Annotated in this window: 11 protein-coding genes; 7 read left to right on the top strand and 4 right to left on the bottom strand. The window is 61.4% G+C overall.

All coding sequences use genetic code 11. The features are described 5' to 3' along the window. Both gmd and ACYZT6_RS27145 read right to left on the bottom strand, forming a co-directional pair. On the bottom strand, positions 1-972 hold the full coding sequence (gene gmd, locus ACYZT6_RS27150) for a GDP-mannose 4,6-dehydratase (protein WP_462029342.1): 972 nt from the start codon (positions 970-972) through the stop codon (positions 1-3). Continuing rightward, a complete protein-coding gene (locus ACYZT6_RS27145) occupies positions 969-1,883 on the bottom strand; it encodes a GDP-mannose 4,6-dehydratase (RefSeq protein WP_462029341.1) in 915 nt (304 codons plus the stop codon). The genes gmd and ACYZT6_RS27145 overlap by 4 nt, the downstream gene beginning before the upstream one ends. Positions 1,884-2,309: 426 nt before the next feature. Between ACYZT6_RS27145 and ACYZT6_RS27140 the strand changes: the two genes are divergently transcribed. From ACYZT6_RS27140 to ACYZT6_RS27115, 6 genes are all read left to right on the top strand, one after another. After that, the gene (locus ACYZT6_RS27140; protein WP_462029340.1) at positions 2,310-3,887 is read left to right on the top strand and encodes a glycosyltransferase; all 1,578 of its coding nucleotides are present in this window, start codon (positions 2,310-2,312) and stop codon (positions 3,885-3,887) included. Then, positions 3,881-5,179, top strand: coding sequence for a glycosyltransferase (locus ACYZT6_RS27135; RefSeq protein ID WP_462029339.1), 1,299 nt, complete (start codon positions 3,881-3,883; stop codon positions 5,177-5,179). The genes ACYZT6_RS27140 and ACYZT6_RS27135 overlap by 7 nt, the downstream gene beginning before the upstream one ends. A 52-nt stretch (positions 5,180-5,231) precedes the next feature. Further along, a complete protein-coding gene (locus ACYZT6_RS27130) occupies positions 5,232-6,389 on the top strand; it encodes an acyltransferase family protein (protein ID WP_462029338.1) in 1,158 nt (385 codons plus the stop codon). Then, the gene (locus ACYZT6_RS27125) at positions 6,383-7,210 is read left to right on the top strand and encodes a class I SAM-dependent methyltransferase (RefSeq protein WP_462029337.1); all 828 of its coding nucleotides are present in this window, start codon (positions 6,383-6,385) and stop codon (positions 7,208-7,210) included. The genes ACYZT6_RS27130 and ACYZT6_RS27125 overlap by 7 nt, the downstream gene beginning before the upstream one ends. A gap of 199 nt (positions 7,211-7,409) precedes the next feature. After that, a complete protein-coding gene (locus ACYZT6_RS27120) occupies positions 7,410-8,606 on the top strand; it encodes a DUF3142 domain-containing protein (RefSeq protein ID WP_462029336.1) in 1,197 nt (398 codons plus the stop codon). Continuing rightward, positions 8,593-10,713 (top strand): hypothetical protein, encoded by a 2,121-nt coding sequence (locus tag ACYZT6_RS27115; RefSeq protein ID WP_462029335.1) that lies wholly within the window; start codon positions 8,593-8,595, stop codon positions 10,711-10,713. Before ACYZT6_RS27120 ends, ACYZT6_RS27115 begins: the two co-directional genes overlap by 14 nt. A gap of 3 nt (positions 10,714-10,716) precedes the next feature. Here the strand turns inward: ACYZT6_RS27115 and ACYZT6_RS27110 are convergent, their stop codons facing one another. After that, positions 10,717-11,346, bottom strand: a complete 630-nt coding sequence (locus tag ACYZT6_RS27110; protein ID WP_462029334.1) for a LysE family translocator — start codon at positions 11,344-11,346, stop codon at positions 10,717-10,719. A 145-nt stretch (positions 11,347-11,491) separates the two neighbouring features. Here ACYZT6_RS27110 and ACYZT6_RS27105 point away from each other — a divergent pair, with 145 nt between their 5' ends. Continuing rightward, positions 11,492-11,965 (top strand): Lrp/AsnC family transcriptional regulator, encoded by a 474-nt coding sequence (locus ACYZT6_RS27105; protein WP_461956409.1) that lies wholly within the window; start codon positions 11,492-11,494, stop codon positions 11,963-11,965. A 72-nt stretch (positions 11,966-12,037) separates the two neighbouring features. Here ACYZT6_RS27105 and lpdA read toward each other — a convergent pair whose 3' ends face one another. Continuing rightward, positions 12,038-13,438 carry a dihydrolipoyl dehydrogenase gene (gene lpdA / locus ACYZT6_RS27100; protein ID WP_462029333.1) on the bottom strand — a complete coding sequence of 467 codons (1,401 nt, stop codon included), beginning with the start codon at positions 13,436-13,438 and terminating at the stop codon, positions 12,038-12,040. Positions 13,439-13,497: the final 59 nt, after the last annotated feature.

The following is a 13,497-nucleotide window of genomic DNA, read 5'->3' as shown; positions in this document are numbered from 1 at the left end:
CTACTCCTTGGCGACGCGTTTCATGTCCGCATCCATCATCATGCGGATCAAGCTATCCAGATCGGTTTTTGGCTTCCAGCCCAATACACGCTGGGCTTTGGCCGGGTTGCCGAGCAGCACTTCGACCTCGGCCGGGCGGAAGAACGCCGGGTCGATCTTCACGAAGTCGCGGTAGTTGAGGCCCACGTGATCGAAGGCAATGCGGCACATCTCGCGCACGGTGGTGGTGACGCCGGTGGCGACCACAAAATCGTCCGGCTTGTCCTGTTGCAGCATCAGCCACATGGCTTCGACGTAGTCGCCGGCAAACCCCCAGTCGCGTTTGGCGTCGATGTTGCCCAGGCTCAGTTCCTGCTGTTTACCCTGTTTGATGCGGGCGGCAGCGTCGGTCACTTTGCGGGTCACGAACTCAATGCCACGCAGGGGCGATTCGTGGTTGAACAGGATGCCGCTGCTGGCGTGCAGGTTGAAGCTTTCGCGGTAGTTCACGGTGATCCAGTGGCCGTAAAGCTTGGCCACGCCGTAAGGGCTGCGCGGGTAGAACGGCGTGTTCTCGTCCTGCTGCTCGGCCTGGATCAGGCCAAACATTTCGCTGGTCGACGCTTGGTAAAAACGTGTGTGCGGACTGAACTGGCGGATCGCTTCGAGCAGGTGAGTCACGCCCAGCCCGTCGACGATACCGGTGGTGACCGGTTGATCCCAGGAGGCCGCGACAAAGCTTTGCGCCGCCAGGTTGTAGATTTCGTCCGGGGCGGACTTGATCACCGCGCGCTGCACCGAGCACGCATCGGCCATGTCGCCGTCCAGGTAAACGATGTCGCCCTCGACCCCCATCTCACGCAGGCGCCAGCGCGCATCGCTGCTGCGCCGTGCCACCAGGCCGTGGACTTTATAACCCTTGTCGAGCAGCAGTTTGGCCAGATACGCGCCGTCCTGACCGGTGATCCCCGTGATCAATGCACTTTTTGTCATTCTTCTTTTACTCGCTTCTCCCAGTCGGACAGGATCGCCCGCAGGGATTGTTGTGTTGTGATTTCAGGCGTCCATCCTGTGGTCTGGGCAAGCTTGGCAGAGCTGCCGCAAACTCGACGCTGATCCGCGCGGCGAAGACGCGCAGGGTCCTGGATCAATTGCAGGTCGACTTGGGCGAGGTCCCCCAGTTGTTCGATCAGACTGCGAATGCTCTGCTCGCGCCCCGAGCAAATGTTGTACACCTGCCCCGGCGTGCCCTTTTCCAGCAGCGCCAGATAGGCCGACACCACGTCGCCCACATCCAGGAAATCGCGGGTGACGTCAATGTCACCGACTTCCAGTTGCGGGGCTTGCAGGCCTTGTTTGATGCGGTTGATTTGCCGCGCGGCGCTGGCGATGACGAAGCTGTCTTTCTGGCCGGTGCCGATGTGGTTGAACGGGCGCGCCACGAGCACTGGCCAGCCTTCGCTCAAGCCCCATTGCAGGCTCAGGAATTCGGCCGACAGTTTGCTCACGGCATAGGGATTGCGCGGGCAGGGTGGCTGGAGTTCGGTAATCGGCAGGTGTGATTCGATCACCTGGCCGTAGACGTCGCCGGAGCTGACGTACAGGAAGGTACCTTTGAACCCCCGGGCCTTGAGTGCCTGAAGCAGGTTCAAGGTGCCGAGCAGGTTGATATTCAGCGTGCGTGCCGGATCGCGGAAGGCTTCGGGAACGAAGGTCTGGCCGGCCAGGTGAATGACCGCGTCGGGCATCTCGGGCCAGAGACCGTCGAGGGTGCCGGGCTCAGCGAGATCGTAACGGGAGGCGACAGGCAGAAGCTCCCATTCCGAGGCATCAGCCTTCAGGCGAGATTGGATGTGTTGTCCTACGAATCCACTGAGACCCGTAACGAACAGACGCTTTTTCAAACAGCGGCCCCTTGGTCATGCATTTCGTCCATCCCCCACAGGCTATATGGAGATGTCTGACAGACCGGGTGGATTACTTGGTCGAAAGACAGGCGAAACGTTTGTTGTAGTTGTTTGGTAGCCAATCTGTGCCAATTGCTCGGTAATTTCAACAGGTCCCACCGTGACCGGTCAGTTCTCGTTAGCGTAGCCCGACTTATTCTCGCCGGGCGGTTCACGAATCCTCGACGGATGTGTTTAGAATGCCCCTCGTCACGATTACCCAGGGTTCGGCCGGGTGGTATTCACACCCCGCGAAGCTGACCATTAAAACAAGAACGTAGACGGGCAAGAAGACGATGGACGACGACCGGCAAACGCTGGATCTCCGTTGCTTTGCCGTCATAGAGTGAGGCTGCCGGGATGGCGGTTTCATCGTGGGATGCCATGAATTTCATTCTTTACTCGGACGTCAACGACAGCTCCATCAGCCAGAGCCTCGGTCGTCCCGAATACAGTTATTACTTCGTGCTCAAGGCGTATCGCCCGGTCCTCGAAAGCCTCGGACGGGTGCATGTGGTGTCCTCCACCGCCGAGGTCGATCCTCTTTATCGACAACTGCTGGCCGCCGGCGAAGACAGCCTGTTCCTGTCCTTTACGCCGCCGCAGAAAACCCCGAACGACCTTGAGTGCCCGACGATCTGCGTGGTGGCCTGGGAATTCGACTCTATTCCTGATGAGCAGTGGGACAACGACCCGCGCCAGGACTGGACGCAGATGCTGGCGCGACAAGGCCGGGTCATCACGCTTTCCAGCCACACGGCCCGGGCGATTCGGCGGGCCATGGGTGACGATTTCCCGGTACTGGTGTTGCCCACACCCTTGTGGGAGAACTTCGCCGCCATCCGCAGCAGCCACATCAGCATCCCGGTCAATGCCGGTTCGACACTGGAGATCAAGGGCTGCATTTTCGACACCCGTACCCTCGGGCTCAGCGCCGACGCACTGATCCCTGTCGTGCCCACGGCCGAAGAAATCGCCGCCCGAGAGGCTGAAGCGGAAGCCGCGAAGCCACCGCCGCTGACCTTGAAACGCCGCTTCGTCATTGCTCGCCATTACCTGCATATGTGGCGCCGGGACATGGGCAAAACCCTGCCTGTCCCGGTGCATCGCACTCACTTTTTGAGCCAGTGGTATTGGGAAGGCGTTCGTGACTTGTTGTCGGACGCCGCTCATGAACGGCTTGCCGGATTTCTGCCGGCCATCGCCGGCCCGCAGACGATGGCAGTGCACGAGCCTGAACCACGTAAATGGCCGGACACCACCGCTCAGGTCGACACTCAGGTCGACGGCGTGGTTTACGTCACGGTGTTCAACCCCCGGGACGGTCGCAAGAACTGGCATCAACTGATCACCGCATTCTGCTGGGCCTTCCGCGAAACGGATGACGCCACGCTGGTGCTGAAGATTACCCAAAGCGATCTTTCGTCCTACTACGACGAGCTGATGACCTTGCTCGCGCAACTCTCGCCGTTCGCCTGTCGGGTGGTGGTGATGCACGGTTATCTGGACGATCCGCAATACGCCCGGCTGTACGAAGCGGCCAGTTATTACGTCAATGCATCGCGCTGCGAGGGTTTGTGCCTGCCGTTGATGGAGTTCATGGCCAGCGGTAAACCGGTGATCGCGCCGGACCACACCGCCATGGAGGATTACATCGATGAGCGCGTGGCGTTTGTGGTCAAGTCCAGCGAAGAGCTGACCATCTGGCCGCAGGACACCCGGATCATCTACCGGACCCTGCGTTATCGCCCGGACTGGGGTTCGCTGAAAACTGCCTACGAAAACAGCTACCGGATGGCCAAGGAGCAACCGCTGGAGTACCAGCGCATGTCTCGCGACGCGGTCGAGCGCATGCACGACTACTGCGCCTTCGCCCCGGTGCAAAAGCGCCTGGCGGATTTTTTCGGGCTGACGCCGCAGGCTTTGCCGGCAGCGGCCGTGACGGATAACGCCTCATGCTGATCATCATTCATTCGGAAACCAACCAGCACACGATTGCCCAGAACCTTGGCCGTTCGGAGTACAGCTATTACTTCGTGCTCAAGGAGTATCGGCCGGTGCTGGAGCGTCTGGGGCGCGTGGTGGAAGTCAGCGACCCGCAGACGGAAGTCGACGCCTTGTACCTCGACGCGCTGTCCCGCGGTGAAGACTGCGTGTTCCTGTCGTTCTCGCCGCCGCATTGCACACCCGTGCACTTCGCCTGTCCGACCTTGCCGGTGTTCGCGTGGGAATTCAGCACCATTCCCAACGAATCCTTTGCCGGTGAGCCGCGCAATGACTGGCGCACGGTTTTGCGCGACTCAGGTGCGGCGATTACCCATTCCGGCTACACCGTTAACGCCGTGCGCGAGGCGATGGGCGTCGACTATCCGATCGTCGCGGTGCCGGCGCCGGTATGGGATCGATTCTCGGCGCGTGGCGTCCAGTTGCAACGTCAACCCCTGGCCAGTCAGGTGCATCTGAAGATCAAAGGCTTGGTGGCGGACAGCCGCACGCTGGACTTGCGGGCTTTTGGGCCGGCGCAGTTGCGAGAGGGTGAGGGGATCGATTTTGAAGCGCCGCCCCGTGAGCTCGAGTTGGTACTCGACGGCGTGATCTACACCTCGGTGTTCAACCCGGGTGACGGGCGCAAGAATTGGGAAGACATGCTCAGTGCCTTCTGCGTGACGTTCCGCGAGGTGGATGACGCGACGCTGGTACTCAAACTGACCCACCACGACGCCGAAGAAGCGCTGACCGACATCCTTCACCATTTGTACAAAAACCAGTCCTATCGCTGCCGCATCGTGCTGATTTATGGCTACCTCGCGGATGCGGACTACGAGCAACTGGTGCAGGCGACCAGCTACGTGGTCAACACCTCCTACGGCGAAGGCCAGTGCCTGCCACTGATGGAGTTCATGTCCTGCGGAAAACCGGCGGTGGCGCCACGCACCACGGCGATGATCGATTACCTGGATGCCGATAACGCGTTCCTGATCGACTCCACCGACGAGCTGACAGCCTGGCCTCACGACCCACGCCGGGCGTTCCGAACCCTGCGTTACGTCACGAACTGGGCGTCGTTGTGCCGCGCTTATCAGGCCAGCTATGACGTCGCCAAAAACGATGCCGGGCGTTATGCGCAGATGTCCACGCATTCGGTGGCCAGCCTCGAAAAATTCTGCAGCCAGGCCATCGCCGAGCAACGATTGAAAGCCTTCTTCGCGCAGCTCCTCGAAACCCGCGTCGCTTTGGAGACCCCCGAAGCATGATCCGCGCCGTGTTGAATTGGGTGGACAACGGAGCAGCGTCCAGGAGGACGACATGAGTAACGACCGACGGATTATGGACATCGAGTTGCTGCGCGGCATTGCGGTGCTCGGTGTGTTGTTTCATCACCTGCACGACAGCCTGTTTGCGGCCCCGGTGCCGCTGTTGCAAGCCATCACCGCGTGGGGTCAGCCGTGGTGGGGCGTGGATCTGTTTTTTGCGATCTCCGGATTCGTCATCGCGCGCAGCCTGATCCCGGCGCTGCATGGTTGCAGCACGCGCCAGGAATACTGGCAGCAGACGCGCAATTTCTGGCTGCGCCGAGCCTTTCGATTGCTGCCGTCGGCGTGGTTGTGGCTGGCGCTGATGTTGCTGGCGTGTATTTTCCTCAATCGCTCCGGGGCGTTCGGGACGCTGCATGCCAACCTGCAAGCGACCCTGGCTGGGGTCGCGCAGTACGCCAACTTCCGCTTCGCCGACAGCTTCTATAACTACGAGTACGGCACCAGTTTCGTGTACTGGAGCCTGTCGCTGGAGGAGCAGTTCTACCTGCTGTTCCCGCTGTTGATTCTGATCTGTCGCAAGCATCTGGTCTGGGCCCTGCTGGCGCTGGTCGCGGTGCAATTGTTCACGGTGCGCACGCCGATCCTGATGATGGTTCGCACCGATGCGCTGGCCCTCGGCATCCTGTTGGCGATGTGGAGTGTGCAACCCTCATATCTGCGCTGGGAGCCGACGTTTTTGCGCCGTCCATGGGCCGGTGTGACGGCGCTGGTCGTGCTGTCGCTGGTGCTCAGTTTCATGGCGACGGATCGCTTCACCCTCACCCACTACCGCATCGGCGCGATTGCCGTGTTGTGCGCGGTGCTGGTGTGGATCGCTTCCTACCATCGCGATTACCTGATGCCACGGGGCGTGTTCAAGAACCTGATGACGTGGGTCGGCAGTCGCTCCTACGGGATCTACCTGATCCACATTCCGGCGTATTTGCTGGTGCGCGAAATTACTTTCCGTTTGCAGGCTGCCGGGCTGCCCAATCCGGCGGGTCACCCGATCCTGACGCTGATGATTGCTGGCGGGCTGATCGCCTTGTTGAGCGAACTCAACTACCGCTTTATCGAAATGCCCATGCGTAACCGCGGTGCCTCGCTGGTCACACGCCTGGGCACGTTCCGAACAGCCGCCCAAACCTCTGGAGCTACCTCATGCTGAGCCTTTTGAAGAAACTCACGACGGGTACGCCCGCTCCCGCGCAGCCGGTAGCGGACAAGGTCGAGAAGGTCGATCCGTACATGCTCGGCCTGCACGACGCGATGCTCAGTGGCTGGTTCAATCAGCAAACCGGCGAGCTGTTCACAGGGTTCCCGGTCACTGCCGAGGACACGCTGCTGGACGTCGGCTGCGGTGACGGCGGCAACGTGCATTTCTGCGGCATGCGCGGGGCAAAGATCATCATCGCCGACATCGACGCGGCCAAGGTCGAAGCCACCCGTCAGCGCCTGAGCGACACGCCGGCGCGGGACGTCGAATGCCACGTCACCGACTGCAATCCGCTGCCGATTGCCGATGCAACGGCCACCCGCGTGGTGTCCACCGAAGTCATCGAACACGTGGACGATCCGGCGCAGTTCCTCGCTGAATTGGTTCGAGTTGGCAAACCGGGCGCGCTGTATCTGCTCAGCGTCCCGCACCCAAGTTCCGAAGACCTGCAAAAAGACATCGCGGCGCCCGAGTATTTCCAGAAGCCCAACCACATTCGCATCATCAGTGAAGAACAGTTCAAGGCGATGGTCAGCGACGCCGGCCTGGAAGTGCTCAGCCACAGCCAGTACGGGTTTTACTGGTCGATGTGGATGCTGTTGTTCTGGGAAGCCAAGGTCGACTTCAGCAATCCCGACCACCCGTTGCTCAACCACTGGGCCGACACGTGGCAGGCCATTCTGGCGTCGCCGCGGGGTGCGCAGATCAAGCAGGCGCTGGACGCGGTCGTGGCGAAAAGTCAGGTGATCATTGCCCGCAAGCCACTGGTGTAGGCACTCTTTGTAGCAGCTGCCGAGCAGCGTGAGGCTGCGTTCGGTTCGGGCCGCGTTCGGACGAAGCAGTCGTAAAATCAGGCGACGCGGTTTTTCAGGTAAACCGTGCATTCAGGATTTACGACTGCTGCGTCCGAACGCGGCCCGAACCGAACGCAGCCTCGCGCTGCTCGGCAGCTGCTACAGAGAAAGGGGATTCATGGATTTTTTTGTTCGACTGGCGGCGGTGCTTGCCGCATTGGTGCTGCTCAACGGTTGTGAGCAAAAGGACGCGCCAGCGCTCGATCAGCAACTCTACGTCTGGCAACGGCAATGGACGTCGGCGCATGACGCTGCACTGCGGGACAGTCGCGCTGACTTCTCGACCTTGCGGGTACTGGCCTTGCAGGCATTTCCTCAGGCGGGCTGGAGCCGGGCGCGAATAGATCCGGCGCTGCTCAAACGTGATGGCCGACCGCTGATTGCGGTGATTCGTCTTGATGGCCAGCTCAAGGCACTGGATCAGGACGACGTCACGGCGCAAATCCAGCAAGTACTCAGCGATTGGCAAGGGCAGGGGCTGACGCTCTCCGGCGTGGAAATCGACCACGATGCGGGCAGCGCTCGGCTACCGGCTTATCGGGAATTTCTGATGCACCTGCGCGGCGCGCTGCCAGCCTCGTTGCCGCTGAGCATCACCGCATTACCGGCCTGGCTCGACAGCCCCGAGTTGCCGGCACTGTTGGCGACCGTCGACAGCAGCGTATTGCAGGTGCACGCGGTGAGCGATCCGCGTCGTGGCTTGTTTGACCCCGATCAAGCCAGGCAATGGGCCATGGCCTGGAGCCGTATCACCTCGAAACCCTTTTACCTGGCGCTGCCCGCCTATGGCGTGGCCCTGTTGCCGGGGGCCAGTGGAACCCCAGTCGTGGAAAGCGAAGTGCCTGTCGAGCGCACCGGCCAACGTCGAGAATTGCTGGCGGACCCCTTGCAGCTGAGCAAACTCGCCGCCGAGCTGCGCGCCGACCCACCGGCGCATCTGGCCGGCCTGATCTGGTTTCGCCTGCCGCTGGCGGGTGATCGCCGGGCCTGGAGTCTGGCCACGCTGAGTGCTGTCGCTCGCGGAGATTCGCTCGACAGTCGCTTGAGTTTGAAACTCAGCGCGCAAGACGACCTCTATGACATCAGCGTCAGCAATCAAGGCAACCTCGACAGCGCCTGGCCTGAACGCGTAACGCTGGCGGTTCGCGGTTGCGACGGTGCCGATGCACTGGCCGGTTATGCGTTGCAACAAAGCCCGGATCTGCTTACCTTCACCCGCCTGCGCGACGGCCGGATACCGGCCGGCGAGCAGCGCGCCATCGGTTGGGCACGCTGCGCACACATTGATCAAGGAGGTTCGAATGTTCACCCGTAACTGGCCCCGCCATTTTCTTTGCCTGAGCCTCAGCCTGCCGCTGGGTTCGGCGCTGGCCTGTGGGCCGGACTTCCCGATGCGCTTGCTGGACAACCGCGCCCAGTCGCTGGCGGAGCTGCCGGAAGGCAACTTCCAGTTCGAGATCAACCGACTCGGGCACATGATCGCAGGGCTCAAGAACGTCGAGGCGTCCCCTTACAGCATGGAGGCGATCGACTACGCAGAGCAGCGGGACAAGGCCGAGCAGGCCGGTTTGACGGAGCAGCAGCAAGCGCTGGTCAAACAACTGCGCGCGCTGACCGATGCCCATCAAGTCGAAACCGAGGGCGCGAGCCTGGCGGCCGAGCTCAGGTTCTATCTGGCGGGTGCGGTGGCGTTTAACGCCGGTGATCACGCACTGGCCGCCGAATATTTCCAGAAAGTACTGGCGCTGCCAGCGGATCAACGCGCATTGCGCAGCACTTGGGCAGCGTATTCGCTGGGTCGGGCGTTGTTTGCCATGAGCGCCGAAGCAGACGCAACGCCCGACCTGCTGGCGCAGTCGCGAAAGGCTTTCGAGCAGACCCGTCAGCTGAGCATCGACGGCTTCAGCGACCCGCTGGAACTGGGTGTCGCCAGCCTCGGCGAAGAAGCCCGCGTGGCACGCACCGCTGGCGACTGGAACCGCGCCATCAACCTGTACGCCACGCAAAATCGTCACGGCTCGGCGGTGGGTTACACCTCGCTAAAGCTGTTGATGGCGGATCTGCTGGCGATGCCTGAGGCTCAGTTGACCGAGTTGCTCAAGGGCAAACCGGTGCAGCAACTGGTGACAGCGTCGCTGATCAGTCGCCTGGGCTGGTCATTCGGTGATCAACCGCCAAACGAACTGAAACTGATCAAACTTTTGCAAAGCAGCACGCGCGGCAGTCTGGACAACGCTGACCGCTTGGCGGCGATGAATTATCAACAGGGCGATTACGCCAGCGCCAAGGCGTTCCTTGAACACGCCGGGGACGGTGGTCTGGCGTGGTGGCTGCGGGCGAAACTGGCGCTGCGTGAGGGCGACAAAAACGCAGCGGCTGCGGCGTATGCCAAGGCAGCCCAGGCCTTCCCGCAGAGCGAGTCATGGGGCGAGCGACGCACGCCCGATTACGATTTTGAAAGCCTCCAGCCCAAGTGCCGGGTCGAGGGTGAAAGCGCGATTCTGGCGCTGCAACGCGGGGATTATCTGCAAGCGTTCGATCAGCTTTATCGCAGCCAAAGCATCTATTGGTTCGATGCCGCGACCGTTGCCGAGCGCGTGCTGACCGTCGATGAACTCAAGCATTACGTCGACACCCAGGTGCCGGCGCCGCCAGCTCTCAGTCAGCAGGACCGCGACAATTACGTGCCGTTGCCGGTGGCGGCGCAACTGCGCAATCTGCTCGGGCGTCGGTTGTTGCGCGAAGAGCGCTACGACGAAGCGCTGGCCTACTTCGATAACCCGGATCTACAGAAAAAAGCCCGGTTGTATGCGCAACAGCGGCAGCTTGCCGATGCGGCGTGGTGGCCGACCACGCGCGCCGCTGCTCTATTCAATGCTGCCTGGACGGCACGCGAGTGGGGCATGGACATACTGGGTTATGAAATGGCCCCGGACTACGCCACGTTTGGCGGCAATTACAGCCTGGAGACGGCTGAACTCAAGGTAGGCCCGTTGGTGGCCGAAGGTGAGGTCCAGCGCCAACAGGCCAGTGCCGCCAAGCCCGACGAGCGCTACCACTATCGATTCGTCGCCACGGCCTTGGCCAGTCGCGCCGCCGATAACCTGCCTCACACCAGCCAGGCCTTTGCGGCGGTGTTGTGCTCGGCGGCGGGATGGAACAGCAGCCTTGAAGACCAAAGTGCGCTTTACCAGCGCTACGTCAAAGAGGGGCCGTACGTGGAGTGGGCGGTGGATTTCGGCCATCAGTGCCCGTATCCCGACTTCGAGAATGCCAGCAAACGTTATGTGACCCAGGCGACTGATGCCACCCGTACGGTTCTGCGGCCGTATAAATGGCCGTTGCAGATCGGTGGCGTCATCGCGGTGGCGGCAGCGGCGCTATTGCTGATCAACCGGCGCCGCCGTCGTAAGACGCAGTAAGGTTCAGGCCTGTTGAACAAAGGTCAGCCGCACAGCGAAACCGATCAACAGGCTGCCGAACAACCACTGTTGCAGGCGCTGGGCCGAGGGACTGCGTTGCAGCCAGCGGCCCAGAGCGGCGCCGGTCAAGGCGTAGGCGCTGTCGAAGAGCAAACCGACGCCGACCAGCAGCACGCCCAATACCGCAAATTGCGCGAGCACCGGTCCGGCGTGAGGGTTGATGAACTGCGGCAGCAACACTGAGCAGAACAGCAACGCCTTGGGGTTGAGCAGGTTGGTCAGCAAGCCACGCTGGATCGCGTCCTGCCAGCGAGGTTTTTCGAGGGCGGCGTCGTTGCCATTCAGGTTCGGCAACATCGTGGTTCGCAGGCACTGAATGCCAATCCACAGCAGGTACGCGGCCCCCGCCAGCCGCACCACGTCGAAGGTCCACGGCGCGGCTTTGAACAGCGCCGCCAGCCCCAACGCGGCCAACGCCACATGACAACCACGGGCAATGCCCAGACCCACCGCCGTCGCCAATGCCGCGCCTTTGCCCTGACGGGCGCCGGTTTGCAGCAGCAGGATCATGTCCGGGCCGGGCAACAGATACACCACCGCCAGCGCCATGAAAAATAGCCAGAGTCCTTCCACGTTGCACCCCATTCGTTGTCGATTCGGTAGCGCCAGTCTAGGGCTGAAGAGTGAGGCAGGTGCTTGCGTAGTCAGCTTCTAAAGGATCGATAATTGGCATAACCTGCCACTTCACGACGACCAAACCATCAGGATCTGCCAAACCATGAAACTGGACGCCTACGACCGGAAAATCCTCGCAGCCCTGCAACGGGACGGGCGCCTGAGCAATGTGCAACTGGCCGATGAGATCGGTTTGTCCGCTTCGCCGTGTTTGCGCCGGGTGCGGATGTTGGAGGAGGCTGGCGTGATTCGCGGCTATCAGGCCAATCTTGATCGGGATGAAGTGGGGCTTGGGTTGACGGTGTTTGTCGGGGTCAAGGTGGAGCGCCACAACGATGAACAGGCCGAAGCCTTTCGCCAGGCCGTGACGGCACTGCCCGAAGTGATTTCGGCGTTTCTGGTGTCAGGGGAATCGGATTTTCTGCTGCAAGTGGTGGTGCCGGATTTGCGCGGGTATGACCGCTTTCTTACGGAGCGATTGCTGAAACTGCCGGGCGTGAGCGACATCCGCAGCAACTTTGCGATTCACACGGTGAAGACGCCGGGGGCGTTGCCGTTGGGGCATTTGCCAGGTTGAGACCGAGTCGACCCCATCGCGAGCCTGCTCGCGATGGCGGCATGATGGGCGACAACAATTTGCCAGTCTGTCTTACATCTGCGTCGCCATCCCCTCAACATTCATCGCCGCCTGGCGCAACGCCTCGGACCGCGTCGGATGCGGATGGCACGTCAACGCAATGTCTTCCGCCGAAGCGCTGAATTCCATCGCCACGCAATATTCACCAATCATTTCACTGACACTCGGCCCCACAAGGTGCACGCCGAGTATCTCGTCGGTGCGCTCATCGGCTAGCACTTTGGCGAAACCTTCGGTCTCGTGGTTGATCTTCGCCCGGCTGTTGGCAGTGAAGGGGAATTTGCCGACTTTGTACGCGCGGCCTTCAGCCTTAAGCTGCTCTTCAGTCTTGCCGACGCTGGCCAGCTCAGGCTTGGTGTAAATGACGTTGGGAATCAGGTCGTAGTTGACCTCGCCCGCCTTGCCGACGATCTGCTCGATGCAGGCCATGGCTTCATCTTCGGCCTTGTGGGCGAGCATCGGCCCGGACGTGACGTCGCCGATCACCCACACGCCAGCGGCTTCGGTGCGGTGGCCCTTGTTGGCGAGCATGCCGCGCTTGTCGGTGGTGAGGCCGACGTTTTCCAGACCCAGACCTTGGGTATAAGGACGACGACCGATGGACACCAGCACGTAATCGGCCTCTATCGTTTCGGCCGTGCCACCGGCTGCGGGTTCGACGCTGAGCAGAACGCCGGTTGCCGAGGGGGTGGCACGGGTGACTTTTGAGCTCAATTTGAAGCCGATGCCCTGTTTGCTCAGCGAGCGCTGCAGGGTTTTGCCGGCTTCACCATCGACGCCAGGGCAGATCCGGTCGAGAAATTCGACCACCGTCACCTGAGCGCCCAGGCGCCGCCATACCGAGCCCAGTTCCAGGCCGATCACGCCGGCACCGATCACCACCAGGTGCTTCGGCACTTCGGCCAGTGACAGCGCGCCGGTGGAGTCGAGGATGCGCTTGTTGTCGATCTCGACGCCGGGCAGGGGAGTGGGCTCGGAGCCGGTGGCGATGATGATGTCCTTGGCGCTCAGTTCGGTCTTGCCACCCTGGTTATCGGTCACCGTCACTTTGCCCGGCCCGTCGATGTGCCCCCAGCCCTTGATCCAGTCGACTTTGTTTTTGCGAAACAGAAATTCGATGCCCTTGGTCAGCCCGGTCACGCTTTCATCTTTCTGTTTCATCATCTGGGCGAGGTTGAGGGTGGGTTTGACCTCGATCCCCAGGTTGGCGAATTCCGTGCCCATGGCCGCGTCGTAGAGTTCCGAGGCATGCAGAAGCGCCTTGGAGGGCATGCAACCGACGTTAAGGCAGGTCCCGCCGAGCGTCGCGCGACCTTCCACGCACGCCGCTTTCAGGCCCAACTGACCAGCGCGGATCGCTGCGTTGTATCCGCCGGGGCCACCGCCCAGAATCACGACGTCATAAGTGCTCATGGATGTACTCCTGGACTGAAAGGGAAATGGCTGGGTAACCGTAGCCTTTGATTAAAATT

This window comes from Pseudomonas sp. RT6P73 (genome assembly GCF_054897715.1).
Note: the sequence above shows the minus strand (reverse complement) of the source record. Positions and strands in the feature narration are given on the sequence as shown.

Excerpts from the sequence above, each read along its gene's own strand:
- gmd (WP_462029342.1), bottom strand. The coding sequence starts at position 972 with ATGACAAAAAGTGCATTGATCACGGGGATCACCGGTCAGGACGGCGCG.
- ACYZT6_RS27140 (WP_462029340.1), top strand. The coding sequence starts at position 2,310 with ATGAATTTCATTCTTTACTCGGACGTCAACGACAGCTCCATCAGCCAG.
- ACYZT6_RS27135 (WP_462029339.1), top strand. The coding sequence starts at position 3,881 with ATGCTGATCATCATTCATTCGGAAACCAACCAGCACACGATTGCCCAG.
- ACYZT6_RS27130 (WP_462029338.1), top strand. The coding sequence starts at position 5,232 with ATGAGTAACGACCGACGGATTATGGACATCGAGTTGCTGCGCGGCATT.
- ACYZT6_RS27125 (WP_462029337.1), top strand. The coding sequence starts at position 6,383 with ATGCTGAGCCTTTTGAAGAAACTCACGACGGGTACGCCCGCTCCCGCG.
- ACYZT6_RS27120 (WP_462029336.1), top strand. The coding sequence starts at position 7,410 with ATGGATTTTTTTGTTCGACTGGCGGCGGTGCTTGCCGCATTGGTGCTG.
- ACYZT6_RS27115 (WP_462029335.1), top strand. The coding sequence starts at position 8,593 with ATGTTCACCCGTAACTGGCCCCGCCATTTTCTTTGCCTGAGCCTCAGC.
- ACYZT6_RS27105 (WP_461956409.1), top strand. The coding sequence starts at position 11,492 with ATGAAACTGGACGCCTACGACCGGAAAATCCTCGCAGCCCTGCAACGG.
- lpdA (WP_462029333.1), bottom strand. The coding sequence starts at position 13,438 with ATGAGCACTTATGACGTCGTGATTCTGGGCGGTGGCCCCGGCGGATAC.